Annotated in this window: 18 protein-coding genes and 2 pseudogenes; 13 read left to right on the top strand and 7 right to left on the bottom strand. The window is 71.7% G+C overall.

Annotation, left to right across the window (positions count from 1 at the left end):
• Nucleotides 1–92: 92 nt before the first annotated feature.
• The 4 genes from WMF43_RS08560 to WMF43_RS08545 all read left to right on the top strand — a co-directional run bounded on the left by WMF43_RS08560 (nucleotide 93) and on the right by WMF43_RS08545 (nucleotide 4,288).
• On the top strand, nucleotides 93–2,039 hold the full coding sequence (locus WMF43_RS08560) for a hypothetical protein (protein ID WP_437678971.1): 1,947 nt from the start codon (nucleotides 93–95) through the stop codon (nucleotides 2,037–2,039).
• A gap of 213 nt (nucleotides 2,040–2,252) precedes the next feature.
• A complete protein-coding gene (locus tag WMF43_RS08555) occupies nucleotides 2,253–3,083 on the top strand; it encodes an alpha/beta fold hydrolase (RefSeq protein WP_437678970.1) in 831 nt (276 codons plus the stop codon).
• Between the two features lie 110 nt (nucleotides 3,084–3,193).
• Nucleotides 3,194–4,039: an RNA polymerase sigma factor gene (locus WMF43_RS08550; protein WP_437678968.1), complete on the top strand. Its 846-nt coding sequence runs from the start codon at nucleotides 3,194–3,196 to the stop codon at nucleotides 4,037–4,039.
• Nucleotides 4,040–4,045: 6 nt separating this feature from the next.
• Entirely contained in the window at nucleotides 4,046–4,288 is a 243-nt protein-coding gene (locus tag WMF43_RS08545; RefSeq protein WP_437678967.1) for an anti-sigma factor family protein, read from the top strand.
• Between the two features lie 164 nt (nucleotides 4,289–4,452).
• Here WMF43_RS08545 and WMF43_RS08540 read toward each other — a convergent pair whose 3' ends face one another.
• The 3 genes from WMF43_RS08540 to WMF43_RS08530 form a co-directional block, all read right to left on the bottom strand.
• On the bottom strand, nucleotides 4,453–5,880 hold the full coding sequence (locus WMF43_RS08540; RefSeq protein ID WP_437678965.1) for an amidase: 1,428 nt from the start codon (nucleotides 5,878–5,880) through the stop codon (nucleotides 4,453–4,455).
• Nucleotides 5,881–5,963: 83 nt separating this feature from the next.
• On the bottom strand, nucleotides 5,964–7,508 hold the full coding sequence (locus WMF43_RS08535; protein WP_437678963.1) for a hypothetical protein: 1,545 nt from the start codon (nucleotides 7,506–7,508) through the stop codon (nucleotides 5,964–5,966).
• Nucleotides 7,509–8,020: 512 nt separating this feature from the next.
• A complete protein-coding gene (locus WMF43_RS08530; RefSeq protein WP_437678962.1) occupies nucleotides 8,021–8,899 on the bottom strand; it encodes a glycoside hydrolase family 11 protein in 879 nt (292 codons plus the stop codon).
• A 274-nt stretch (nucleotides 8,900–9,173) separates the two neighbouring features.
• Here WMF43_RS08530 and WMF43_RS08525 point away from each other — a divergent pair, with 274 nt between their 5' ends.
• The 3 genes and pseudogenes from WMF43_RS08525 to WMF43_RS08515 form a co-directional block, all read left to right on the top strand.
• Entirely contained in the window at nucleotides 9,174–9,344 is a 171-nt protein-coding gene (locus WMF43_RS08525; RefSeq protein ID WP_437678960.1) for a DUF1971 domain-containing protein, read from the top strand.
• Nucleotides 9,345–10,074: 730 nt separating this feature from the next.
• Nucleotides 10,075–10,485: pseudogene (locus WMF43_RS08520) on the top strand (cellulose binding domain-containing protein); the annotation flags it as partial.
• A 237-nt stretch (nucleotides 10,486–10,722) separates the two neighbouring features.
• A pseudogene (locus tag WMF43_RS08515) lies at nucleotides 10,723–11,265 on the top strand (glycoside hydrolase family 11 protein); the annotation flags it as partial.
• Between the two features lie 224 nt (nucleotides 11,266–11,489).
• Here the strand turns inward: WMF43_RS08515 and WMF43_RS08510 are convergent.
• Both WMF43_RS08510 and WMF43_RS08505 read right to left on the bottom strand, forming a co-directional pair.
• Nucleotides 11,490–12,380, bottom strand: a complete 891-nt coding sequence (locus WMF43_RS08510; protein ID WP_437678958.1) for a carbohydrate kinase family protein — start codon at nucleotides 12,378–12,380, stop codon at nucleotides 11,490–11,492.
• On the bottom strand, nucleotides 12,377–13,330 hold the full coding sequence (locus WMF43_RS08505; protein WP_437683972.1) for a pseudouridine-5'-phosphate glycosidase: 954 nt from the start codon (nucleotides 13,328–13,330) through the stop codon (nucleotides 12,377–12,379). The genes WMF43_RS08510 and WMF43_RS08505 overlap by 4 nt, the downstream gene beginning before the upstream one ends.
• Nucleotides 13,331–14,082: 752 nt before the next feature.
• Here WMF43_RS08505 and WMF43_RS08500 point away from each other — a divergent pair.
• The 3 genes from WMF43_RS08500 (at nucleotide 14,083) to WMF43_RS08490 (ending at nucleotide 20,008) form a co-directional block, all read left to right on the top strand.
• Complete coding sequence (locus WMF43_RS08500) at nucleotides 14,083–15,993, top strand: arylsulfatase (protein WP_437678956.1); 1,911 nt, start codon at nucleotides 14,083–14,085, stop codon at nucleotides 15,991–15,993.
• Between the two features lie 83 nt (nucleotides 15,994–16,076).
• The gene (locus WMF43_RS08495; RefSeq protein WP_437678954.1) at nucleotides 16,077–18,395 is read left to right on the top strand and encodes a multiheme c-type cytochrome; all 2,319 of its coding nucleotides are present in this window, start codon (nucleotides 16,077–16,079) and stop codon (nucleotides 18,393–18,395) included.
• Between the two features lie 458 nt (nucleotides 18,396–18,853).
• Nucleotides 18,854–20,008: an endo-1,4-beta-xylanase gene (locus tag WMF43_RS08490; RefSeq protein ID WP_437678952.1), complete on the top strand. Its 1,155-nt coding sequence runs from the start codon at nucleotides 18,854–18,856 to the stop codon at nucleotides 20,006–20,008.
• 128 nt (nucleotides 20,009–20,136) lie between these two features.
• On the opposite strand, the gene WMF43_RS08485 is transcribed toward WMF43_RS08490, so the two are convergent.
• Together WMF43_RS08485 and WMF43_RS08480 are read right to left on the bottom strand one after the other, a co-directional pair.
• Complete coding sequence (locus WMF43_RS08485; RefSeq protein WP_437678950.1) at nucleotides 20,137–21,144, bottom strand: Rieske 2Fe-2S domain-containing protein; 1,008 nt, start codon at nucleotides 21,142–21,144, stop codon at nucleotides 20,137–20,139.
• A gap of 87 nt (nucleotides 21,145–21,231) precedes the next feature.
• The gene (locus tag WMF43_RS08480; protein ID WP_437678948.1) at nucleotides 21,232–21,843 is read right to left on the bottom strand and encodes a TetR family transcriptional regulator; all 612 of its coding nucleotides are present in this window, start codon (nucleotides 21,841–21,843) and stop codon (nucleotides 21,232–21,234) included.
• Between the two features lie 226 nt (nucleotides 21,844–22,069).
• Here WMF43_RS08480 and WMF43_RS08475 point away from each other — a divergent pair, with 226 nt between their 5' ends.
• From WMF43_RS08475 to WMF43_RS08465, 3 genes are all read left to right on the top strand, one after another.
• Complete coding sequence (locus WMF43_RS08475) at nucleotides 22,070–22,744, top strand: O-methyltransferase (protein WP_437678946.1); 675 nt, start codon at nucleotides 22,070–22,072, stop codon at nucleotides 22,742–22,744.
• 208 nt (nucleotides 22,745–22,952) lie between these two features.
• The gene (locus WMF43_RS08470) at nucleotides 22,953–24,575 is read left to right on the top strand and encodes a carboxylesterase/lipase family protein (RefSeq protein ID WP_437678944.1); all 1,623 of its coding nucleotides are present in this window, start codon (nucleotides 22,953–22,955) and stop codon (nucleotides 24,573–24,575) included.
• Nucleotides 24,576–24,693: 118 nt separating this feature from the next.
• Nucleotides 24,694–25,275 (top strand): MarR family winged helix-turn-helix transcriptional regulator, encoded by a 582-nt coding sequence (locus WMF43_RS08465; RefSeq protein WP_437678942.1) that lies wholly within the window; start codon nucleotides 24,694–24,696, stop codon nucleotides 25,273–25,275.

The following is a 25,275-nucleotide window of genomic DNA, read 5'->3' as shown; positions in this document are numbered from 1 at the left end:
CGCGCCGCGCGCGCAGGGACTCGCCTCCCTTTGCCCCGGCCCCGTCGGGCCGCTTGCCACGAGGGCCGCTCGGGCGCGACGATCGGCGCGCCATGAAGCGCGCCGCCCTCCTCCTCCCGCTCGCCTCCCTCGCCGCGTGTGCTGGCGCTCCCGCTCCCGAGCGCGGCCCCGCCGCGCCGGTGCCCGCGGCGGCGCGCCCGGCCGGCGCCGAGCCCGCCCCTGCGTCTCCGCAGCCCGCGGACGTGCAGCCCGTGGCCGCGCCGGCGGGGCTCTCCTCGGTGCTGCGGATCGCCGATCCGCAGCGGTCCTGGGCCAACGTCATGCAGCGCCTGCCGGGCACGCCCTTCGGCATGCTCCTCTACAGCGCAGGCCCGAGGGGGCCCGAGCTCATGCTCGAGGGATCCCTCGGCCCGGCGCTCGCCAGCCTGGTCGCGCTGAACGAGCCCATCGACGTCGCGTTGTTCGGCACCACGGGCGCGCGCCCGGTGGTCTCCCTGTCGGTCCCCGAGAAGCAGGCGGCGCGGCTGCACGACCGCTTCGTGCTCAAGGAGCACCGGGGCCTGCTGCGCGTGGAGCGCGCGCGCGAGGCCGAGCCCGACGCGGAGGCGCCGCCGACGGCCTGCGCCTTCGAGGCCGGTGAGCGCAGGGGCGGCGCGCGCCTGCTCTGCGCCGAGGACGCGGCGGATCTCGAGGCCGCCGCGCCGTACCTCGTGAAGGTCGTGGGCCGGGAGCCGCTCGCGGCGGACGCGCAGTTCGTGATCCTGGGGTCGACGATCCGCGAGGGCATGAAGGACGAGCCCGACGACGACGACGGCGACGACAGCCACGCCGCGCAGCTGGGCCAGGAGATCGGCGAGGCGTTCCTCCGCGACCTCGAGAGCGTGAGCGTCGACCTCACGTGGGGCCGCGCGGCGATCGACGTCGGCCTCGGCCTGCGCTTCGCGAGCCGGAGCTCGCCCGTCATGCCGGCCCTCGCGCCGGCCGTGCCAGCGGACGCCGTCCCCCCGCCGGCCTTCCTCCGCCTCCCGGCCGACGCGGCCATCGCGCTCTACACCCACGGCGCGTCGCGCGCGGAGCTCACCCCGCTGCGCGAGGCGCTCTCCCGGGCGATCCGCGACGACATGGTCGCCGACGGCTACGACGGGCCGCAGCTCGATCGGCTGCTCGAGCGCCTCGGCGGCCTGGTCCTCACGGGCGGCCCCCTGGTCGTCGGCGCGGGCGGGGATCGCGCGGCGGCGCAGAAGGCGCTCGCGGCTTACCAGCGCGGCAAGGACGCGCAGGGCGGCAAGGACGCGGCGCGCGCGCAGAAGGCCGCGCGCCGCGCGCTGCAGGGCTGGATCCTCGTCGCGGTCGAGGAGCCGGCCCAGACCTGGATCTCGGGAGTGAAGGAGCTCCTCCGGACCGGCGAGGAGCTGGACAGGCACCGGGAGGGCGCGAGCGCGGCCGGCAACACCGCGCCGGGCTCGGGCGCGCCGGGCGCGGCGCCGAAGGGCGGCGCGAAGAAGGACGAGGACAAGGAGCGCACCACGCCCACCATCGTCCGCGCGCCCGCCGCGTTGCCCGCGGGGACGCTGCACGTCGAGCTGCGCTCCCGGCCGCTCACGAAGGACGCCCCGCCCGCGCACACCACCCACCTCTACATCGTGCCCACCGCCGGCCAGCGGACGTGGATCGGGATCAGCGAGGACGACGCCGCCATCGTGGATCGGCTGCGTGTCGCGACGGAGCCGGGGCGCGACGCGCGCACGCTCGGCGCGGGCCCGGGCGCGGAGGTGGCGCAGCAGCGCGGGGCGCTCGCCGGCGGGCTCTTCTCGCTGGCGGGCTGGGCGATGCTCGCGGCGAGCGGCGACACGGCGGAGGCGCTCGGCGACGCCGCCGAGCAATTCGCCGGGCTCGCGGCGCTGCCCGCGCGCGGCGAGGTCGCGATGCCGCTCGAGGTCACCTCCGAGGTGCTCGGCTCCGGCGCCTCGCGCGTCAGCGCGCGCGTGCGGCTGCCCGACGCCGGGATCCAGGACGTGATCGCCCTCCTGACGCGCTGACCCGCGCGGGCGCCGCGGCGTGGACCGCCCCTCGTACGATTTCTCGAGCGCGGCGTAACGTTCCGCCCCCCTGCCAGACAGTACCAGCAGCAGCGAGGTGAGCCGCCGCGGCGCCGGGTGCACGCCCGGGCGCCGGGGCGCGCGCGGCCGCTGCGCCTGGAACCACCGACGACGTCGCGCTCGAGGAGAGCTGGCGACGATGAGGAGACATCCATGAACGGTCTGCTTCGCAAGGTCCTGCGGTTTGGCACCATGATCACGGCCGGGGCGCTCATGTCGTCCGCGTTGCCCGCCTGCGGCGGCTCGGACACGGGGGACGATGAGCCGGCCAAGAACACCTATGTCCTGGTCCACGGCGCCTTCGTGGGCGCCTGGGCCTGGGACAAGGTGGTGCCGCTGCTCGAGGCGGACGGAAGCGAGGTGATCGCGCTCGACCTCCCCGCGCACGGCGACGACACGACGCCCCTCGCGGACGCCAGCCTCGAGGCCTATGCGAGCGCCGTGGTCGAGGCGATCGACAGCGCCTCTCGGCCCGTGATCCTCGTCGGCCACAGCATGGGGGGCATCGTCGTGAGCCAGGCCGCCGAGCAGCGGCCCGAGAAGGTGAAGACGCTCGTCTACCTGACCGCGTTCCTGCTCAAGGACGGCCAGTCGCTGAACCAGGAGTGGGCCGACGACGAGGGGGCGAAGATCAAGATGTACGCGGCCCCGTCGAGCGACGGGACGTCCTTGTCGTTCAACGAGGGGTGGGCCGAGGGTGCCTTTTGCCAGGATTGCTCGCCCGAGGACATCGAGCGGCTCGAGAGCCACCTGCGCGAGGAGCCCGCGAGGCCGTTCGACGAGCCCATCCACGTCACCGAGGAGCGGTGGGGCACGGTCCCGCGGGTCTACGTCGAGGCGCTCCAGGACCTCGCGATCAGCCCTGCCGAGCAGAAGTCGCAGTACACGGCGTTGCCTGTCGAGAGGGTCATCTCGCTCGACGCGGGCCACGCCCCCTTCCTGACGAAGCCGAAGGAGCTCGCGGACGCGCTGAAGTCGCTTTGATCCGGGCGACGGCCGCCCTGTCCCCTCGCCGACGGCTGCGTCGCGCGGGGGCGCCGCCCGAGCCGGGGTGGCGTTGAACCGGCGCTGGCGCGCGTGGTACCGTGCGCCGCGTGGCCCACCACCCCTCCGCTCGCGCCGACGGCACGGTGGCCGCGCAGGCGCCGAGCGCACCGGCCGACGCCGCCGCGCCGAGCGCACCGGCCGACGCCGCCGCGCCGAGCGCACCGGCCGACGCCGCCGCGCCGAGCGCACCGGCCGACGCCGCCGCGCCGAGCGCGCCGGCCGGCGCCGCGGCGGGCGCGCCCGGCACCGCCCCCTCCCCTGCGCCCGCGGGCGGCGCGAGCGAGCGCGACGTCGCGCTCCTCCGCCGGCTGCTCGCGGGCGACGAGCAGGCCTTTGCGCAGCTCGTGGAGCAGCTCCACACCCCCATGCTCCGGCTCGCCCGGACCATCACCGGCCCTGAAGGCGCCGAGGAGGTCGTCCAGGAGACCTGGGCGGCGGTCGTCGACGGACTGGCCCTCTTCGAGGGGCGCTCCTCGCTGAAGACCTGGGTGCTCAGGATCCTGACCAACCGCGCCAGGACGTCGGCCGCGCGAGAGAAGCGCAGCGTGCCTGTCGCCTGGCTGGAGGACGTCGATCCGGGCAGCGAGCCCGCGGTCGATCCGGCCCGGTTCGACGGCTCGGGCGACTGGGCGGCCCCGCCCGCGCCGTGGACCGAGCAGAGCCCGGAAGGCCTCCTGCTGCGCAAGGAGCTCGGGGGCGTGCTCGTGCGGGAGCTCGACCAGCTGGTGCCCGGGCAACGCGCGGTGATCGTCCTGCGCGACATCGAGGGGTGTGCGTCCGGCGAGGTGTGCGACATCCTCGGGATCAGCGAGGTGAACCAGCGGGTCCTCTTGCACCGCGGCAGGGCGAAGCTCAGGACCGCGATGGAGCGGTACCTGACGAGGGGGGAGTAAACGCGCATGGTCGTCACGTGCCTTCAGCTGACGGAGATGATCACCGACCAGAGGGAGGGGAAGCTCTCCCCGGAGCAAGACGAGGGAATCGCGCGCCACCTGGCGTGGTGCGACCGCTGCCGCACGTACATCCGGCAGATGGATCTGATGCTCGACGCGCTCAAGAAGCTCCCGGGTGAGCCGCTGCACGAGGCGCTCCACGCCGCGCTGCTCGCCCGCTTCCAGCGGCGCCAGGGCGCCGGCGGCTGAGGCGCCCTCGCATGGCGGCCGGCTGAAGCGCCTCGGCATGCGCGGGTGACGTGCCCTAGCGTGGGCGTACAACGGGTGCGACCGGGCTCGGCCGACCGGCGCAGCCAGCGGGCTGCTGCGCGCGAGCGGTGGGCAGCGGCGGGTCGCCGCTCAGCGGCAGCCGCTCAGCGCCCCTTCAGCGGCGGCGCCCGGAGCGGGACGCTGGTGCCCTCGAAGGCGCGCGCGGCGCGCAGCACCACCACTTCCTCGAAGTGGCGCCCGACGATCTGGAGCCCGAGCGGCAGGCCGTCGCCGGTCACCCCCATCGGCACGCTGATCGCCGGCTGGCGCGTCAGGCTGAAGGGGCCGGCGAAGGACGCCGGGAACACGCCGCCCTCGATGAGGGGGGCCGCGCCGGCCGAGGTGGGCGTCACGAGGAGGTCGAAGCGGCGGTGGAGGGCGGCCACGGTCACGGCGAGCTCCGCGCGTTGCCGCTCGGCCTCGAGGTACGCGACCGCGCCGAGCGCCTCGCCGCCTTCGGCTGCGCTCCGCACCGCGGGATCGAGCAGGGCGCGCTGCTCCGGTCCCAGCGCCCGGATGGTGTGCGCGGCGCGGGCCGCGAACAGCGTCCGCAGCACGCTCGTGGGGTCCGCGAACGGCGCCTCCACCTCCTCCACCTCCGCGCCGAGCTGTTGCAGGGTCGCCACGGCCTCGGCGAAGCGCGCCCGCGTCTCGCTGGTCGGGTCGATGTAGCCCAGCGTGGCGCTCGCGCCGATGCGCACGCCGCGCAGCGCGCCCGCGCCGGCCGCGCCGCCGATTGCGTCCGCCACGTCCCCGGGCGCCGGCGGGGCCCGGAACGGGTCGCGGTCGTCGGGACCGGAGAGGACCGCGAGGAGCAGCGCCGCGTCGCCGACCGTGCGCGCGATCGGCCCCACGTGCGGCGGCACCCCCACCACGCTCGCCGGATGGGCCGGCACGCGGCCGAAGGTCGGCTTGAGCCCCACGACGCCCGAGAACGCGCTCGGGACGCGGATCGACCCCCCGCCGTCGGTCCCCACCGCGACCGGCCCGAACCCCGCCGCCACCGCGGTGACGGCCCCGGCGCTGCTGCCTCCCGGCGTGTGCCGGGGGTCCCACGCGTTGCGGGTGATCCCCGTCAGCGGGCTGTCGCCGGAGCCCTTCAGGCCGAACTCCGAGGTCGTCGTCTTCCCGAGGAGCACGGCCCCGTGCTCGCGCAGGCGCGCGACGGCGGGCGCGTCCTCGGTCCAGGGGCCGCTCGCGTCGCTCGCGTCGCTCGCGTCGCTCGCGTCGCTCGCGTTCACCGTGCGCGAGCCGCGCCGGGTCGGCCAGCCGCGCGTGAGCAAGAGGTCCTTCACCGAGACGGGCACCCCGTCGAGGCGCCCCGCGGGCGCGCCGCGGCCCCACCGCGCCTCGGACGCGCGCGCCGCCTCCAGGGCGCGCTCCTCGTCGAGCAGCACGAACGCGTTGAGCGGCGCGCCGTGGCGCTCCACGTGGGCGAGCACGGCCCGGATCACCTCGACGGGCGAGGCGCTCCGGGCTCGGTAGAGGGCGAGGAGCTCCAGGGCCGTCGCCTGCACCAGCGAGGAAGTCATGGTCCATCCACCATAACGGACATACATCCGCTACGGTAGAAGTATCGCGGGACGGGCCGCGGGTGAGGCGGACCGGGGCGGGTCTACGGCCTCGTCGGCGCGGGCGCGCCGTCCTGGATCCACTGGCGGAGGGTCGCGAGCTCAGCGCTCGACACGGTTGGCCTGCCGTCCGCGGCCTGCGGCATGACGCCCGTGTTGCAGCTGGCGCCGCCGGAAGGCCTGCATCCTGCGCTTGCCGCCATTCCCGCGACCTTGAGGTACAGCCAGCTCTGGTCCGGATTTCCGGGCACCACGAGCTTGAACTGCCCGCCGCCCCTCGACGCCTTGTTGACGAGGCCCGCGACGATGTCCGCCGAGCTGATGTCGCCGCCGAGCGACAGACCTGCTTGTGGCCCGGTCGACGGCGCAGCGTGGCAACCGCTGCACCTGTGGACCGTGCTCTCGAAGATCGGACGGACAGTCGTGTGGAACACGCCGGCCTCCGTGGGGAGGGGATCTTCCGGATCCGGCTCCGGAGTCAAATCAGGATTGATGACCCGGGCGATCGCGTCCATCTCGTAGCACTGGGCCGCGACCGCGTCCTTCAGCTCCTGATCGTCGGGCGACAAGCCCTTGGCGACGCGGTACTTCTCCCAGACGTTGTCGATCCAGCCGTGCAGCTTCCAGAACATGTAGTTGTCGATGTTGGTGAACTGGTTGCCGAGGCCGTGGTCGGTGTTGTTGCTGCGCACCCATTTGAAATGGAGATCCCCGTGCAGGCCGCTGGCCGTCACGCCTGCTGCACCGGGGATGGCTTGACCGGCGAAGCACTGGAGCCACATCCCGAACGCGCCTTCGTCCGGGAAGCGGCTCAGGTTCTCCGGCTTGTCGATCTCGTCGGCGATCTTCGCGTTGGCGAGCGTCGTGGCGCTCCAGGGCCTGAAGTCCGCCCTCCACTGCTGGGGCAGCTCCTCCGCCGTGGTGGGGAATTTCTTGAACCCCTCGAACTGCTCCGAGTGGTTCGGCCAGAGCTGCTTCAGCGACTGGATCATGTGCCGATGCATGGCGAGGAACTGGAAGCCGTCGCCCGTGGTCTTGCACTCCTGGTCCGACGGGACCGGGACCGACGAGTTGCAGATATCGACCCTGCTCATCCCGAACCCACCGCCGCCACAGCGCCGGATGCTGTGCCACTCGAAGTGGGCGGCTTGCCATTCGTTCTCCTCCATCCAGGCGATGACCTCCGGGTGGACCGTGAGATCGGTCTGGCCGTTCTTGGTGAACTCCGTTGGACCGTCCGAGATCGTGGCGTCGCTGGGATGGGGATCGAAGCCGTCCAGACAATGATCCTTCGGGTGTGTGTCGCCCGTTCCGCTCGAGCCGCCGCCGCCGCTTACGGCTGGTCCGGTGGACGAGGAGGCCGTGGTCCCGGTGGGGTTGGACGCGTCGCCGGCGCCCGTTCCGCCAGAGCTCGCCCCTGGTCCCGGGGTGTCCACGCCCCCGGCTCCAGCGGCGCCCCCGAGGTCGGGATCTCCGCTGCTGCAGGCGCCCAGCAGAAAGGCCGTAACGCACGAGAGCAAGCCGAACGTGCGCTGCGAGATCTTGCCGAATGACATGGTGGAGAGGCCTGTCTGATCGTTGATTCGCATGGTGCTCCTAAGTAACGGCTGGATGCCGGGTGCATGCTCCCGCGCAGCCGTTGGGCCAGACGCCAGACGAGGCATCAAGCAACAGCTGATTGCATTGCATTATCACGCGGCTTCCGAGCGGAGAAGCTGGTATAAAATTCGTTATGAAATGTCGTCGCCGTCTTTTGATGAGCCAAGGAAAAAGGGAAAGCGATCACTCCACGACCCGCGGCCTGCGGCGCCGCCGTTCGTGCCGCTGCTCGCGACGCGCCGCCGGACACCGCGACCTGCCGCCTGACATTCCGGGAAATCGCCGTTCGTATGTCGTGTGCGCCGGCGATTCAGAGCCCCTCCCTGCCCGCGAACGCTTACGTCTTGTCTGTCTGACGGACCGCTGAGCGGCCCGATCCGCCGGTCGAGCGCGCTCGAAATACCGCAGTATTCCTCGCTCGCCCTCCCTGGGCTCGGGCCGCTCGCGACGCTCGTCAGACAGAGTCTAGCTGCTGGACGAGACGATGCTCAAGGCCCAGCGCTCACTCGATCGAGAGCTTCACATCAGCGCTCCCGTTGCTCTGGTATCCTTCCACCACCAGTGAAACCTCATAGAAGGTCCCCAGGGTCAGCCCCTGGCGCTCCCAGGCGTCGAAGTGGTTGGCGACCGTGATGGTTCCGCTCGTGCGCTTCTCCTTGCGGACGCTCCAGAACTGATAGAAGGTCTTCGTGCCCTCGATGGAAGGCTGGTTGACCCGCTGGGTCCGGTAGATGTCATAGGTACCGCCATCGCTGGTCACGGTGCCTACGAGGCCCTCCCCGCCCGGGGGACGCCAGTTGCCCCAGCTGTCGATGATGTAGTACTCGATGAGCGGGCTTGTCGTCCACCCGTAGACGCCCAGGTAGGAGTTGCCGCTCGGCCGGTAGTCGGCCTCGTAGGTGACGACGTACTCCTTCCCCCCCGGCCTCACGCCTTTCCGGCCCAGCAAGTTATTGATGTTGCTCCACTCCACGCTGAAGCCGTCCGCCTTGTTGACCAGGCATCCGTCCCCTCGGTCCTTCCAGTATTCGAACGTGAGTCCGCAATGGGTGCCGATCTCATCGCTGCAGACCCTCAGGTCGGCTTCCGTGCACGCGGCAGGTGCCCCGCCGGTCGTGCTTGAGCTCGCGGGCCCGTCCGAGCCCCCGGCCCCGCCCGAGCCCCCGGTCCCGGTCCCGGTCCCGGTCGTTGCCGGTTCACCCGTGGTCGTGCCGCCCGTGGTCGCGCTGGTCGACCCGCTCGGGTCGCCCGCACCGCCGGTGCCGGTGCCGCTGGCGCCGCTGCCCGTGGTCACGCTGCTCGTGGTCAGGCCGCCGGTCCCCGCCGAGCCGCCACCCGACCCGGCCTCTCCGGACGAATCGTCCGCCCCCGAGCAGCCCACGGCAACGGCTCCTAAGATGAGAGCAAAAGTTTGAAGTGAAAGTGAAGTTGGACGCACGGTTCCTCCTTGGCTAGCCGCCCTTATTCCCGGCAACCCACTTTGTGATCACGGCTGGCGCCGACTTTCGGCGGCCACAGCGACCCGGAGGGGCGTTCGAGCCGTCGTCCAGGGCTGCCCCGCCACGCGTCGATCTGCCCGAACGCCTGCCCCAGCAGCAACGCCATGCGTCGAAGGGACCGCCTTACACTCCACAGCCTGCGGGAGTGTGTGAGGCGTGCTCCACGTGGTCTCCGGGCGGCTCCGCCACGCATCGGACGGGCTCGGCGGTCGAGAGGTGCTGCTCGATCCAGAGTCCCCCGGGAGCGTCGGGCCAGAGGCGCTGCACCGGGTCGATCCCGACGGTCCGGTAAGCCTCTTCGTGGACTTTCACCGCAAGGCCGGATGACCCCGATCGACCGGGCTTGGGCGGCGCGCCGAACGCCGCCCCGCGCCGCAGGGGCGACACCGAGTCGCGCGGGACGAGCGCTCGTGGGCTGCGGCACGGAAGAGGGCCCCTTCGATACATGGGTCGATTATCGATATATCGTCGCTTTTCCGGGAGAGTGAACGAATCTGAGTTCTAGTATCGAACCCACGCGCGCAACGTGACTGTACGCAGAACGTACAGACCCGTACGCAGAACCCCACGCAAAACCATGCGCAGAACGGGCGCTTCACGGCGAACGGTCGCGACTAAGAAAAGAGACTTGACTTTGTCCCCCTGGTTTGTATGAATGTCTAATCCCCCTTGGCGGTCCGGCCCGTTCTCGGCCGGGGGCTGTCGGTTGCAGGATCGTTCAAGGGTCGACTCCGAGTGAAGCTGCTGCCGGGGTCGCTTGCTTCTTGCGGCTGCGCGTCCGAGTTGTTCTTGCTTTCTCTGAGCTGACGCCGGGCCCCATCACACGGGGTAGTCGCATGTGAGTATGTGTCTGACAGACATCATGATCGCCAGGCATGTGGTCGGCGCAAACCCGCTTGTGCATCTGTGATCTCCGGGGCCACCGGGATCAAAAGCACGCTGTGAACTTGGAACTTTAACCAACGGGTCGGAGGGCTCGCAGGCGTCTCGACGGTTCACAACTCCAGTTCGAGCAGAAGCCTGCGATTCGACCGGTCCGATCACGGAGAAACCTTAAATGCGCATCGCTCCCTTACTTGGCTACTTCTCCGCTTCGATCGCGTGCAGCCTGCTGGCGTGCAGCGTCGAGAGCATCGTGGAAGAGGATCTCGATTCGATGGACTCCGCCGTGGAGGTGGTGAGCGCGGACCGCTCGGTGTCGGCGGACGTCAAGGTCACGTCGGACTGGGGAAGCGGCTACTGCGCGAACGTGAAGGTGAAGAACCTCACCCGCAGCCCGGCGACCAGCGGCTGGACCGTGGCCCTCGCGCTCAACGGCTCGTCGGTGGGCAGCTCGTGGAACGTGACCACCTCGAGCTCGGGCGGGCAGTTCATCGCCAGCAACGTGGACCATAACAAAGCCGTGCCTCTCAACGGCTCCGTGGAGTGGGGGTTCTGCGGCACCGGCAGCGGGCGGCCTTCGGTCGCGTCGGTCACCGCCAGCGGCGGCTCGAGCTCTTCCTCCTCGTCGAGCAGCAGCTCGAGCTCGTCGTCGAGCAGCAGCTCGAGCGTGTCGTCGAGCAGCAGCTCGGGGACGGGCGGGGCCGGCGGCTCAGGCGGCGCTGGCGGCGCTGGCGGCGCTGGCGGCTCAGGCGGCAGCGGCGGGGCCGGCGGCTCCGGCGGCGGCGGCAGCACGTGCACGTCACCCGACCAGAGGGTCTGCGGCAATCAGACCGGCACCCACTGCGGCTACACCTTTGAGTACTGGAAGGACACCGGGACCGGATGCCAGACCAACACAGCTGACGGCTTCAGCGTGGAGTGGAGCGGCATCAACAACCTGCTGGGCCGTAAGGGTCTGAGGCCGGGTTCGAAGAACCAGATCGTGACCTACGACGCCGACTACCGACCGAACGGCAACTCCTACCTGGGCGTCTACGGGTGGACGAGGAGCCCGCTCGTGGAGTACTACATCGTCGACAGCTGGGGCAACTGGCGTCCCCCGGGCGGGGAAGGGCGCATGGGCACCGTGACCAGCGATGGCGGCACCTACGACATCTATCGGACCCAGCGAGTCAACCAGCCTTCCATCGATGGCAACACGACCTTCTATCAGTACTGGAGCGTCCGTACGTCGAAGCGCACGAGCGGCACCATCACCGTCGCCAACCACTTCAACGCCTGGGAGAGCCTGGGGATGCGCCTGGGGAACCTGTATGAGGTTTCGATGGTCGTGGAGGGATACCAGAGCAGCGGCAGCGCTGACGTGAATGTGTCGATGAGATGACCGCCTCGAGCATCGTTTGATGGCAGGGGGGTCCCGAGCGCGCCGGCGCTCGGCCCCCTTCTCCCTCCCCGATCTTGGCGTTCACGATCTGGAACGCCTCCTGAACCAGCTCCTCCACATCGGCCGAGCTCCCCAACCTGGGAGCCCGATCACGGCGCCCGCCTCGTCGACCGGGAAGGTCTTCGGGGCGGACGCGCCGGGGTCGTCTACTCCGGCTGCCCGCCCAGCTGCTTCACCGCCCTCGCGCCCGCCTCGATCCCGCGTCGCAGGCACTCCGCCTCGCCCGCGCCCTCGAGCTCCGCGGCGATGAACCCGGCCGCGAACGCGTCGCCGGCCCCGGTCGTGTCCACCACCTCCACCTGCGGCGCCGGCTCGTCGAGGCGCACGCCCTGCCGTCCGCCCACCGCCGCGCCCCGCGCGCCCCGCTTGAGGATCACCCGCTCGAAATAGGCGCCCAGCGCGATCATCTGCCCGGTGAGGTCACCGGCGCCCGACAGCGCCTCCGCCTCGTCGGCGTTGGCGAGCAGCGTCGACATCCCTCTCGTCCACTCGAGGAAGGTCCCGACCCCCACCTCCCGCAGGAAGCCCACCGACGCGGCGTCGACGGCGACCGGGACGCCGCGGCGCCGCGCCTCCTCGGCGAGCCACAGCGCTGCCCGCCGGGGACCCTCGGCAAAGAGCGAATACCCAGAGACGAGCACGAGCCGCGTCTCGTCCAGGAGCAGCACCGGCATGTCCGACGGCTCGAGCGCGAGGTTCGCCCCCCGGTCGGTGAGGAAGCTCCGCTCCCCGTCGGCGTCGACGAGGATGACCAGCACGCCGGACGGCCGCTGCGGGTCGGCGACGAGGATCGGGTCGACATGGAAGCCCTTGAAATAGGCCTCGAGATGCGGCTTGTCTTTGGCCCCCACCCGGGCGACGAGCGACACCTTCGTCCCCATCGAGCCAAGCCACACCGCCTGGTTCGCCCCCGAACCCCCGGGCCGGCTCTGGATCTTGGCGCGCCGGTCCGAGCCGCGCACCAGCGGCCCCTCGGGACGGACGATCACGTCCGTCATCACGTCGCCCACCACGAGCACGCGGCCGGCCGCGCTCACGCCTTGGCCTTCGGCTTTGCCTTGGGCTCGGCCCCGAGCTTGCTCATCGCCACCGCGATCTCCGCCGCCACCGCCGCGTTGTTCTCGACCAGAGCGATGTTGGCGACGAGGCTCTTGCCCTCGGTGAGCTCGAAGACGCGCCTCAAGAGGAACGGCGTCAGGTCCTTGCGGCTCACCCCCTCTGCCTCCGCGCCCTTGATCGCCTCCTCGATCCGCGCCTCGATCACCCTGGCATCCATGGCGTGGCTCTCGGGGATCGGGTTGGCGACCAGGACCCCGCCCAACCCGAGCTCGAACTGCAGCGCGATGACCTTGGCCGCTTCCTCGGCGCTCTCGATCCTGCGGTCCACCTTCTGCCCGCTCTGCCGCGCCCAGAAGGCCGGGAAATCCTCGGTCTTGTAGCCCAGGACCGGCACGCCGTTGGTCTCCAGCGTCTCCAGCGTCTTGGGGATGTCGAGGATCGACTTGGCCCCCGCGCAGACCACCGCCACCTGCGTCTGCCTCAGCTCCTCGAGGTCGGCGGAGATGTCGAAGGTCGTCTCCGCCCCGCGGTGCACGCCGCCGATACCGCCCGTGGCGAACACCTGGAGTCCGGCCCAGGCCGCCGCCATCATCGTGGTCGCCACGGTCGTTCCGGCCATCTCGCCCGAGACCAGGAGCGCCGCCACGTCGCGCCGCGACGCCTTGGCCGCCTTGCCGCCCCCCTTGGCCAGCCGCTCGAGATCTTCCGCCGTCACGCCCACCTTGAGCTTGCCATCCATGATGGCGATCGTCGCCGGCACCGCCCCGTTCCGGCGGACTACCGCCTCCACGCGCCGCACCATCTCGAGGTTCTGCGGATAAGGCATGCCGTGCGTGATGATGGTCGACTCCAGCGCCACCACCGGCCGGCCGTCAGCGAGCGTTTTCCCGACCTCGGGCGAGATGGAGAGATGGTCCTTGACCGACACGCTGAGTTCCTTCGACGACGAGGGTTTGGCGCCTATAGAGACGTCGGGCGCGAGCGTCAAGCAGGACGCTCAAGCGGTCTCGAGGAACAAGGCTGTTGTGGCCGCCGGCGGCAGCGCACAGAACGCCCCTGCCACGATCTGCCCATTCCGCGACAAGCGTCTGCGCGCTCGCCTTGACGATGGCGCCACACCTGTTCACCTGGCCTCCGGAAGGTGACCCGGGAGATGCGCCGCTCGATCCGGACGAGGAGCCGTCCTTGCGCAGCGCGTCGCTCGCGCGTCGTGCGACGCAGCGCCATCTCGACTGCTGCGCCGTGACGCGCGGCTGGCGCGCCTCCGCGGCGCGAAATCGTCTTGTATAGCGGCACGCGTTCCGTTATAGCGGATCCATGTCGATCCCCCTCGTTGCCATGCGGACGTTCGGTTCTCCCTCGGGGGTCCGAGGCGCGCGCAGTCGAGCGAGAAACTGCCGTTCTTGCTGTAGTTAGCCGCATGCGCCGCGGCGCGAGCCGCGGCGAGGAGAACAGCGAGGCAGCGCCCCCGCGTCCACCGCGACGCGCCGCGCTGCCGTTCGTCGTGACGGCCGAGCCATGCGGCTCATCACCGTCAGAGTCCGCCCTTCTCGTGGCGCGCACGGCCGAGCTTCGCCGGCGCGCGCAGCGAGGCGTCCCTTCAGGAAAGCGGCGGGTACTCCCTTCCGACGACGTTCGACTCCGGCATGCGGCGCTTCCAGCACTCCCGAGGAGACAGGTATGAAGCGGTTCTTCGAACGTCATCGGTGGATTGGTTCGGCGCTCGCGAGCGGGCCCTGGTTGCTCGCCACGCTGCTCGGCCCGATCGGCTGCGGGAACGACAACGACGCGGGCGGCGGCGGCAGCGGCGGTCAGGCCGGCAGCTCGAGCAGCTCCACCGGCGGCACCGGCAGCGCGACGGGCGGCACCGGCACCGGCACCGGCAGCGCGACGGGCGGCGCCGGCGGCGGCGGCAGCTCGGGCGAAGCCGGCGCGTCGGGCGAAGGCGCCGGCGGCGCAGGGGGCTCGGGCGGCGCTGGCGGGGCCGGAGGTGCTGGGGGCGGCGACGGCACGGGCGCCGAGTTGCCCAACATCGTCACGATCGTGGCCGACGATCTCGGCTTCTCGGACCTCGGCGCGTTCGGCGGCGAGATCAGCACCCCGAACCTCGACACCCTGGCCGCCGAAGGCCGCATCCTCACCGGGCACCGCTCCGGGTCGCTGTGCGCGCCGACCCGCGCGATGCTGGTCTCCGGCACCGACAGCCACGCCGTCGGGCTGGGCCGCATGGGCGGCGGAACCGGACCGCAAGCCGGGCAGCCGGGCTACGAGGGCTACCTGACCAACAACGCGCTGTCCGTCGCCGAGCTCCTGAGAGACGCCGGTTACCACACGTACATCGCCGGCAAGTGGCACCTCGGCGACGCGGAGGATCAGAGCCCGGCGGCGCGCGGCTTCGAGAAATCGTACGTCCTGCTCGGCGGCGTGGCGGCGTTCTTCAACGAGTACGCCGACCCGCCGACGACCGCGCAGACGCAGCTCTACCGCGAGGACGGCGTGTACGCGCAGCCGCCGCGCGACTTCTATGCGACCGAGTTCTACACGGACAAGCTCATCCAGTACATCGAGAGCAACCGCGCCGACGGCAAGCCGTTCTTCGCGTTCGCCACGTACACCACGCCGCACTGGCCGCTTCAGGCGCCGCCCGAGTACGTCGACAGGTACCGCGGCCGCTACGACGCGGGCTACGACGCCGTCCGCGAGCAGCGCCTCGCGCGGCTCAAGAGCCGCGGCGTCATCCCCGAATCGTTCACGCCGAACCCCCGCCTGCCGAGCGGCGGCAACAACCCGAAGACCTGGGAAGAGCTGACGCCGGAGGAGAGGACCTACGAAGCGCGGCGCATGGAGATCTACGCCGCCATGGTCGAGAACCTCGACGCCAACATCGGCAGGCTGATCCAGTACCTCAAGCGGACCGGCGAGTACGAGAACACCTTCATCTTCTTCCAGTCCGACAACGGCGCGGAAGGCGGCAATCGCGAGGGCTTCGCCGAGAACGACCCGAGCCGCTCCGGGCCGGTGGTGAACACCCTCGAGAACCTGGGTCGGCCGGGTTCCTACATCGGCGTCGGCCCCCGCTGGGCCGAGGTGAGCGCCACGCCGTTCCGGCTGTGGAAGAGCTACACGACCGAGGGCGGCGTCGCCGTGCCGGCCATCACACGGCTGCCGGGACAGCACCAGGCCAAGCCGCAGTTCGACGGGACCACACACGTGGTCGATTTTCTGCCGACCGTGCTCGATCTGGCCGGTGTGCCGAATCCGGGGCGCACCTACAAGGGCAGGCAAGTCGAGCCGATCAGCGGGCACTCGATCCTGCCGGTGCTCGAGGACCGGGAGACCCGCGTGCGCGCGCCCGGTGAGACGTTGATCTGGGAGCACGGAAACCACCGCTACGTGATCCGCGACAACTGGAAGCTCCTGTGGCTCGGCGCGCCCTATGGCCCGACGCCGCGCGCCTGGGCGCTGTACGATCTGGCCACCGACCGCGGCGAGATCAACGACGTGTCCGCGGCTCATCCGGACGTGGCGGCCGAGCTCGCCGCCGCGTGGACGCAGTACGCCACCGACCGCGGCGTCATCCTCACCGAATAAACGCCCACCGCGCCGCACGCGAGGCGCGGGCGTCCTCTCTGCACGACCCGCGTCTCGCGCCGGTGCTCTCCTCCGCTCCGCCCATGGCTGATTCTCGACTCGTTCGTTGGTGGCCCATCGCCGTCCTGACCCTGGCGCTCGCCGGGCTCGTGGTGTGGCGCGCGCCCACCGGCGCATCCTCCCTCACGCCGGCCGACGCCTCCACGGCGAGCGCTCCGGGGGCGCACGGCGGCGCCGCGGAGGCCTCGTCGGCTACCGCGAGGCCGGCAGGCCCAGCGGAGCGCGCGCCAGGGCGCGAAGCGGCCGGCTTCGTGGGGAGCGACCGCTGCGCGCCGTGCCACGCCGGAGAGCACGCCGCGTGGCGGGGATCGCAGCACGCGCGGGCCATGCAGCACGCGAGCGCCGCCACGGTGCTCGGGGACTTCGAGGGCGCGCGCCTGCGTTACGCCGGGCAGGTCCACCACTTCGATCACCAGGACGGGAAATACTGGGTCACCACGGACGGCCCCGATGGCCAGCTGCACCGCTACGAGGTGCTGTACACCTTCGGCGTCGAACCGCTCCAGCAGTACCTCGTCGCCGGCCCAGGCGGGCGCTTGCAGGCGCTGCCGTTCGCGTGGGACTCGCGCCCCCGGGCGCGCGGCGGACAGCGCTGGTATCACCTGCACGAGCGCGAGAGCGTGCGCGCCGGCGACGTGCTGCACTGGACCGCCGCCAGCCAGAACTGGAACCACATGTGCGCCGAGTGCCACTCGACGCACGTCACGAAAGGGTACGACGCGGCCGCGGACCGCTTCACCACCACCTGGTCCGAGATCAGCGTCGGCTGCGAAGGCTGCCACGGCGGCGGCGCGCGCCACCTCGACTGGGCCAAGGCTCGAACGCCGGACCCCTCGAAGGGCCTCGACGTGCGCTTCGACGAGCGCCGGAACGCCGCGTGGACACGGCTGCCCAGCGGCACCGCGCTGCGCGGCAAGAGCCCCTCGAGCGGCACCGAGAGCGCCGCGTGCGCGTCCTGCCACAGCCGCCGCGAGACCCTCGCGCAGCCGTTCCGGCACGGCGCCCCGCTGCTCGACAGCGTCGCGCTCGAGCTGCTGACCGCGCCCTTCTACACGCCCGACGGCGTGATGAGCGACGAGGTCTTCACCTACGGCTCGTTCCAGCAGAGCAAGATGGCGCACGCCGGCGTGACGTGCAGCGACTGCCACGAGCCGCACTCCGGCCGCCTGCGCGCCGAGGGCAACGGCCTGTGCGCCTCCTGCCACGAACCGGCGCGCTTCGATGTCCCCGCGCACCACCACCACGCCGCGAACGCCGCCGCCGCGAACGCCGCCGCCACGCCCGGCGCGAGCGCCAGCGCCACGCCCGGCGCGCCCGCCGCTCCGCGCTGCGTCGACTGCCACATGCCGGCGCGCACGTACATGGGCGTCGACGTCCGCCACGATCACGGCTTCCGCGTGCCTCGGCCGGATCTCTCGGTCCGCCTCCGGATCCCGAACACCTGCACCGACTGCCACGCGCAGAAGCCCGCGGGCTGGGCCGAAGGCGCCGTGCAAGCCTGGCTCGGCCGCCCCGCGCAAGGCTACCAGACATACACCGAGGTCTTCGCGCGCGCGCGCGCCGCGCCCGGCGACCCGGCCGTCGCTGCGGAGCTCCAGCAGCTCGCGACCGACCGCTCTCTACCCGCCATCGCGCGCGCCACCGCGCTCGCCTCGCTGCGCGCCGCCCCGACGGCCGCGTCGCTCGCCGTCCTCCGCGCCGCGCTCGCCGATCCCGACCCGCTGCTCCGGCGCGCTGCGCTCAGCGCGCTGGAGAGCTACGACCTCCGTCGCATCGCCGCCGTCGCCGCGCCGCTCCTCGCCGATCCCGTGCGCGGCGTGCGCGTCGAGGCCGCGCGCGTGCTCGCGGGCGTCGACCTCGGCGCCGTGTCCGAGCGCGCCGCGCAGGATCTGGACGCCGCGTTGCGCGAGTACATCGCCACGCAAATCCTCCACGCGGATCGCGCCGAAGCCCAGAACAACCTGGGCCTCGTCTTCACCCGCACGGGCAAGCCGGTCGACGCCGAGCAGGCCTACCTCGCCGCGCTCCGCGTCGAGCCCGGCTACGTCCCCACGTACGTGAACCTCGCCGACCTCTATCGCGAGCTCGGTCGCGACGCGGACGGCGTCGCGCTGCTGCGGCGCGGCGTCACCCGCCTTCCCGAGCAGGCCGAGCTGCTCCACGCGCTGGGCCTCGCCCTGGTCCGGCGAGGCCACCGAGACCAAGCGCTCGAGCCGCTGAGGCGCGCCGCCGAGCTCGCGCCCGAGCAGGCGCGCTTCCAGACCGTCTACCAGGCCGCGCTGACCGCCTTGCGGCCATCCACCGCGGCTGCTCCGGGCCAGCCTCCTCTCGGGCGGCCATGAGCGCCCGGTCGCTCGTCTGAGCCGCTCGCGGCCACCGCTGCCCCCCTGCGCCGCAGCGCTCCGCCCTGCTCTCGAGCACCAACCCTGGATGTCGACCGGGATCGTCCGCGCTCCCACAGGTCCGGTCGATTCGGATTGACACCGACAATGTGAACGCTCACAATCCGCCGGACCGATATCCTTTTGCTTCGCCCTGGAGTGGTCGCCCTGCGCGCCGACGCCGTCGTCATCTGATTGACCTCGGCGCCGACTCCCTTTGTTCGGTCGTCGCGGACGCGCGCGACGGTTGATGGAGGCGTCGAGCCGGCTGGCCCTGAGCCCGGAGGCCGGCGACGTCGCCTCGCGCGTGCGCGGGATCTCGGTCGAGCCCCTGGTTCCTTACCATCCATGCGATCCAGCTGCCCTGGAAAGCGACGTTATCTCTAGAGCTTACCCAAACATCGAAGGGGAAGTCCAACATGAACAAGAACCGCTCTTCTCGATTGCTTTGCAGCACGGCTTGGGTCGCGCTCGGAGTCGCGACGCTCTTTGGCTGCTCCGACGGAGGCGACGGGGGTAACGAGGGCGGGGGCGGCTCGGGGGGAGCGGGCAACCCCACCACCAGCGCCAGCTCCAGCACGAACGCGAGCTCCAGCTCCAGCTCCAGCACGGCCAGCTCCAGCTCCAGCGCCAGCTCCGGCGGATCGAACGAGGGCGGCGGCCCGGCCTCGAGCAGCGCGTCCACCGGGGGTGGCACCCCTGAGCCGGAGGGAAAGTTCGTCGGCAACATCACGACGAACGGCGCGGTGCGCGACGGCTTCGCGAGGTACTGGAACCAGATCACGCCCGAGAACGAGGGCAAGTGGGGCTCCGTCGAGAGGAGCCGCGGGAATCGAGACTGGAGCGCGCTCGACAGGATCTACAAGTACGCGCAGGACAACCACATCATCTTCAAGCACCACGTCTTCGTGTGGGGCGCCCAGCAGCCGGACTGGATCGGGCGCCTCTCGGCGGACGAGCAGCGGACGGCCGTGAGGGACTGGATGAAGGCGTTCTGTGAGCGCTACCCCGAGACGAAGTACATCGATGTCGTCAACGAGCCGCCGCCCCACACCACGCCCTCCTACAAGAACGGCATCGGCGGCGACGGCGCCAGCGGCTGGGACTGGATCGTCAACGCGTTCAAGTGGGCTGACGAGTTCTGCCCGAACGCCGTCCTGATCCTCAACGACTACAACAACATCGAATACGAGAACGACCACAACAACTTCATGAGGATCGCGAGGGCGGTCATCGACGCGGGCGCCCCGGTCGACGCCCTCGGCGCGCAGGCCCACGACGCGTACAAGATCAACACGACCACGGTGAAGGGCTACATCGACAGGCTCGCCTCCCTGGGCAAGCCCGTGTACATCACCGAGTACGACATCGGCATCGCGGACGACAACCAGCAGAAGCGGGTGATGGAGGAGCAGTTCACGATGTTCTGGAATCACCCCTCGGTGCCGGGCATCACCCTGTGGGGCTACATCGTCGGCGCCACCTGGCGTGACAACACCGGCCTCCAGAATCAGGACGGCAGGATGCGGCCGGCCATGCAGTGGCTGATGGACTTCCTGGGTCGCGCCGAGTGACGCCGCGCTGATGCGGTGATCTCGGCGCGCTCCGTCGACCACGGGAGCACGTCCTTTCGCGTCGAGCCTGACGCCTCGCTCGCACTCCCAGCAATTCGCGCAGCAATTCGCGCGCCCTCCCGGTCAGCTCACGATCTCACCCGGATGACCCGCCGCTCCGGGACCGTCGCGCGCTTCTGCTCCCACTCGCCGCGCGCGGCCCAGCCGAGGATCCGGCGCAGGAGCAGCCCGGGAGCGTCCGCCTCGACGTGATGCTCCCGGGGCGCGCCCTCGCCCGCGCAGGCGGCCTCCGCGCTCTCCATCAGGATCCGGTCCTGCCGTAGGACCTCCGGCTCTTCCGACCGGAAACGCACGCGCGCTCCGAAGGGCAACGCCCGCGCGATGAGCCACTCCATGCGGCATCGGTCCGGGCCGGTCGGGACGAAGTGCAGGACGATGCGCCGCGCGAGCGCCCCCACGGCGCGGACCTCGACGCGATCCGGGAGCTTGAACGAGAGCAGGACCTGCGATGGGCGCAGCGCGGGCCCTTCCTCGGCGTCGCGGAGCGGCCCGCGCAGGGTCATCCCGTCCGGGGTCGGCCGCACCTCGAGGAGCTGCTCGCGCAGGCCGCGGAACAGCGACAGGTAGAACTGCCCGTGCGTCCACGGGTGCGCGAAGACCGGATGGCACCAGTCGACGTTGTTCTCCAGGCCCTTCTCGGCGGAGCAGGCGAGCGCCACCGACCCCTGGTCCCAGCGGTGCGCCGCGAAGCCGTCGATCGCCGGCGCGGGCGGCGGCGCGGCCTCGCCGGCGCCGCCGAGCCAGACCCACACATACCCGTCCTGCTCGACGCACGGGAACGCGGGGACACCACACCTCTCCGGGATGCGCCGGCCCGCGGCGAGCGACGGGATCTGCACACAGGCGCCGCCGCCGCTGAACTGCCAGCCATGGTAACCACACGCGAGCTTCCCGCCGGTCACCCGCCCGAGCGACAACTTGACGCCCCGGTGGCAGCACCGATCCACGAGCGCGCGCGGCAGGCGGCCGCCGCCGCGGAACACGACGAGATCCTGGTCGAGTATCCGGACCGCGCGCGGCGCCGACCCGAGCTGCGACGACGCACACGCGATGTACCAGTGGTTCCTCGGAAACATGATGTCGCCTCCTATATACATTCATGAATGTATGTAAATGGACATGGCAAGAGCGCGCCCCGGCGCCGGGACCGGCCCGGCGCGGCCTCAGGGCCGGAGGCCGCGCAGGTAGGTCGCGACCATGCGCCGCATCGTGGTCCTCGGCTCCAGAACCGTCGGGTCCATCAGGTACAGCGCGGTCGCGCCGTTCACGAGGCTGACGGCCGCGAGCGCCGCGGCCCTCGGGTCGACGGCGCGGTCGATCTGGCCGGCCTTGATCCCCTTGCGCACGAGGTCCACGACCACGTCGACGAGGCCGCGCACGGCCGCGATCTTCTGCTGGAACCCGGCCTCGAGCTCGGGCGTGAGCTCGGTCTTGAACAGGGTGAGCGAGAGGACGGCGCGGTACCCCTCGTCCTCCTCCAGCACCTCGAGCGACCGCGCGAGCAGGCGCTCGATCGCCTCGAGCGGCGAGTACCTCGGGGACAGCGCCTCGGCGAACACCTCCCGGTTCGCCCTGGCGAAGCGCTCGGCGAGCAGGGCCGTGTAGAGCTCGACCTTGCCCTTGAAGTGCCAGTAGACCGCGCCCCGCGTCAGGCCCGCCTCGGCGGCGACGTCCTGCAGCGTCGCCGCCGAGTACCCCTTGCGGCCAAAGACGAGCAACGCCGCGTCGAGAATCTGCTCGCGCGTCGCCGCCGCCTCCTCCTTCGTCCGTCGCACGCCATCAATATACATTCACGAATGTATGTTTGCAAGCCGCGAGGCGCGCCGTGGCCGGCCCCCGTGGTCCTCCGCCCAGTTTGTCTGCTATAGCGGACAAACGTCTGCTGCTCCTCTCGCCCGTCCATGGCATGGTCGCGCGAGGCGTCGGTCGCGCCCGCGCCGCTCGGGTTCGGCGGAGCGACACCGGAGCGGTCGTGACGGCCGCTGTGAATGAGGAGGAATCGTGGCTCAAGAGCAATGGAATGCCGTCGACCAGTACATCGCCGATCAGCTCGTGACGGCCGACGCCGCGCTGGAGGCGGCGCTCGCGGACAGCGCGGCGGCGGGGCTGCCGGCGATCAACGTCGCGCCGAACCAGGGCAAGCTGCTGCAGCTCCTGGCGCGGATCCAGGGGGCGCGCAGCGTCCTGGAGATCGGCACGCTCGGCGGCTACAGCACGATCTGGCTCGCGCGGGCGCTGCCCGCCGGCGGCCGCGTGATCACGCTGGAGGTGGACCGGAAGCACGCCGAGGTCGCGCGCGCGAACATCGCGCGGGCCGGCCTGTCCGAGGTGGTCGAGGTGCGCCTCGGGCGGGCGCTCGACCTCCTGCCCCAGCTCGCCGCCGAGGGCCGCGGGCCGTTCGACTTCATCTTCATCGACGCCGACAAGCCCAGCAACCCTGACTACTTCGCGTGGGCGCTCAAGCTCTCCCGCCGCGGTAGCGTGATCGTGATCGACAACGTCGTGCGCAGGGGCGCGGTGGCCGACGCCGGGAGCGACGATCCCAACGTGCAAGGCGCGCGGCGCCTGCACGAGGCGCTCGCCGCCGAGCCGCGCGTGAGCGCGACGGCGATCCAGACCGTGGGCAGCAAGGGCTACGACGGCTTCGCGATCGCGCTCGTCACCGCGGACCCGTAGGCCCCGTTCACTCGACGACGATCGCCGCCGAGGCCGGGAGCTCGCCGTCCTCGACGGCGACGACGCCACCCGGCCCCTCGGCCCGCGGGAAACCGGCCATGGTCTTGACCGGCGTCGCCCCACCGGACGAGAGAGGAGGACGACACGTCACATCGAGTCCATCGGCTCGACGGAGATCACCATGCCAGTTCGACGTTTCTTATGGCCCATGATCCCGGCTGGCCTGCTCGCCGCGGCCTGCAGCTCGGGTGAGCCCGATCCGGCGAACACCGGGTCAGGAGGAGGCGGCGGCGGCGCGGGCGGCGGGGAGCCGGCGCCGCTGCGCATCGAGACCGACAAGGGCCCTGTGGAAGGCGGGCTCGTCGGCGCGACGCGCGCGTTCCTCGGCATCCCGTACGCCGCGCCGCCGACCGGGGCGCTGCGCTGGAGGGCGCCCGCGCCCCACGAGCCGTGGACCGAGGCGCGGAAGGCGACGCAGGCGGGCCCCCCCTGCTCGCAGACCAGCCTGCTCCCGCCGGGGCTCAACCCGAGCTCGAGCGAGGATTGCCTCACCGTGAACGTCTGGGCTCCCGAGCGCCCGGCGTCTGCGGCCTTGCCCGTCCTCGTGTGGATTCACGGCGGCAACTTCGAGAGCGGGAGCGGCGGGGAGGCCGATTACGACGGCAGGCACCTCTCGGAGACGACCGGATCGGTGGTGGTCACGCTCAATTACCGGCTCGGCCCGCTCGGGTTCCTCGCCCTCCCGGAGCTCAAGTCCGAGGATCCCGCTCACCCCTCGACGGGCGCGTACGGCCTCGAGGACCAGCGCGCCGCGCTCGAGTGGGTCAAGGCCAACATCGGCGCGTTCGGCGGCGATCCGGGCAGGGTCACGCTGTTCGGCCAGTCCGCCGGCGCCATCGGCGTCTGCATGCAGATGGTGTCGCCGGGGAGCAAAGGCCTGTTCCAGCGCGCGATCATCGAGAGCGGGCCGTGCGCCAGCGCCGGGAGCGCCCTGGACGAGGAGACGGCCACCGCGCAGGGGGAGCGGTTCGTCGAGGCCCTGGGCTGCGCGGACGCGCCCTCCGTGCTCGCGTGCCTGCGCGACAAGCCGACCGAGGAGGTCATCGCCGCGCTGCCGTCGAGCGCCGACGCCCTCTTCGACGAGGGGACGCGCTGGTACCCGGTCGTCGACGGCTGGAACCTCCCCGATCGGCCGGGCGAGCTGCTCGAGGCCGGGCGCTTCGAGCAGGTGCCCACGATCCTCGGCAGCAACGCCGACGAGGGCGCGCTCGTCGCCGCGCTCGGGGGCGCCGTGACGAGGATCGCGGACGACGCGGCGTTCGAGGCCTTCGCCGAGAGGCTCGCCCCCGGCCGCGGCGCGGACGTGGTGGCGCATTACCCGACGGCGACCCACGGCTCGGCGCAGGAGGCGGCGAACGCCGCCGTGGGCGACGGGCGCTTCGTGTGCCCGACGCGGCGGGCCGCGCGCGCGATGGCCAGGGCCGGCGCGGCGACGTACCTCTACCACTTCACCTATGCGCCCGACGGCTCGCTGTTCGGCGATCTCGGGTCGTTCCACTCCGCCGAGATCAAGCTCGTGTTCGGCAACCCGACCGCGATCCTGCCGGCGCCGCTGACCCAGGAAGAGCTCGGGATGTCGCGGGTGATCATGGGGTACTGGTCGCGCCACGCGGAGCGCGGCGACCCGAACGGCGGAGGCGAGATCGCGTGGCCGAGGTACGACGAGCAGAGCGACGAGAACCTCGTCCTCGGTCCGACCGTCTCCACGCAGACCGGGCTGAAGAAGGACGCCTGCGACCTCTGGGACGAGATCGCCGCCGGCGCTCCCTGAAAGGCGCGCGCACGCCGCAGCACGGCCGCAGCACGGCCGCGGCGCGCGCGCGCGTGACGGCGGATCGCGCCGCCTGCTTGCGCACGGCCGTCCGTGGGCGTAGCTTCCGGCCCGACGTATGGGATCCCATGCATCTCCGGCGGCCGCGGCGCGGCGCCGGCCCGGCGAGCGGCGCGCGCCCGGCGGTCCGGACGCGCAGCGGGTCATGGATGCGATCCGCGCGATCGTGCAGCGCCTGCGCATCTCGTCGCGGACGTGCGAGCGGCAGCTCGGGCTGAGCAGCGCGCAGCTGTTCGTCCTGCAGCAGCTCGAGCAGGCGGCGGCCGCGTCGGTGGCCGAGCTCGCGCGCCGCACGCTCACGCACCAGAGCTCGGTCTCGGTCGTGGTGACGCGCCTGTCGGAGCGCGGCCTGGTCTCCCGCCGCCCCTCGGCGGAGGACGCGCGCCGGACGGAGATCGCGCTCACGCCCGCGGGGCGCGCGCTGCTCCGCCGCGCGCCGCGCACGGTGCAGGCCGAGCTCGTCGCCGCGGTGGACCACATGCCCCCGGCCGAGCGCCGGGCGCTGGCGCGCAGCCTCTCCGCGCTCGCCCGCGCGATCGGCGCCGGCGTCGAGGCGCCGCCCCTGTTCTTCGAGGGGGAAGAAGCACGCCCCGCCGCCGAGGCGGGCGCCGGCGTCCCTGACGGACGCGAGGAGACCTGA

The sequence above is a fragment of the Sorangium sp. So ce131 genome (genome assembly GCF_051519095.1).
Taxonomy (GTDB): Bacteria; Myxococcota_A; Polyangia; order Polyangiales; family Polyangiaceae; genus Sorangium.
This window is presented reverse-complemented; position numbering and strand designations above follow the sequence as displayed.

What these genes read in the sequence shown, in the direction of transcription:
- WMF43_RS08560 (WP_437678971.1), top strand. Translation starts at nt 93, where the DNA reads ATGAAGCGCGCCGCCCTCCTCCTCCCGCTCGCCTCCCTCGCCGCGTGT.
- WMF43_RS08555 (WP_437678970.1), top strand. Translation starts at nt 2,253, where the DNA reads ATGAACGGTCTGCTTCGCAAGGTCCTGCGGTTTGGCACCATGATCACG.
- WMF43_RS08545 (WP_437678967.1), top strand. Translation starts at nt 4,046, where the DNA reads ATGGTCGTCACGTGCCTTCAGCTGACGGAGATGATCACCGACCAGAGG.
- WMF43_RS08540 (WP_437678965.1), bottom strand. Translation starts at nt 5,880, where the DNA reads ATGACTTCCTCGCTGGTGCAGGCGACGGCCCTGGAGCTCCTCGCCCTC.
- WMF43_RS08535 (WP_437678963.1), bottom strand. Translation starts at nt 7,508, where the DNA reads ATGCGAATCAACGATCAGACAGGCCTCTCCACCATGTCATTCGGCAAG.
- WMF43_RS08500 (WP_437678956.1), top strand. Translation starts at nt 14,083, where the DNA reads ATGAAGCGGTTCTTCGAACGTCATCGGTGGATTGGTTCGGCGCTCGCG.
- WMF43_RS08495 (WP_437678954.1), top strand. Translation starts at nt 16,077, where the DNA reads ATGGCTGATTCTCGACTCGTTCGTTGGTGGCCCATCGCCGTCCTGACC.
- WMF43_RS08490 (WP_437678952.1), top strand. Translation starts at nt 18,854, where the DNA reads ATGAACAAGAACCGCTCTTCTCGATTGCTTTGCAGCACGGCTTGGGTC.
- WMF43_RS08485 (WP_437678950.1), bottom strand. Translation starts at nt 21,144, where the DNA reads ATGTTTCCGAGGAACCACTGGTACATCGCGTGTGCGTCGTCGCAGCTC.
- WMF43_RS08470 (WP_437678944.1), top strand. Translation starts at nt 22,953, where the DNA reads ATGATCCCGGCTGGCCTGCTCGCCGCGGCCTGCAGCTCGGGTGAGCCC.
- WMF43_RS08465 (WP_437678942.1), top strand. Translation starts at nt 24,694, where the DNA reads ATGGGATCCCATGCATCTCCGGCGGCCGCGGCGCGGCGCCGGCCCGGC.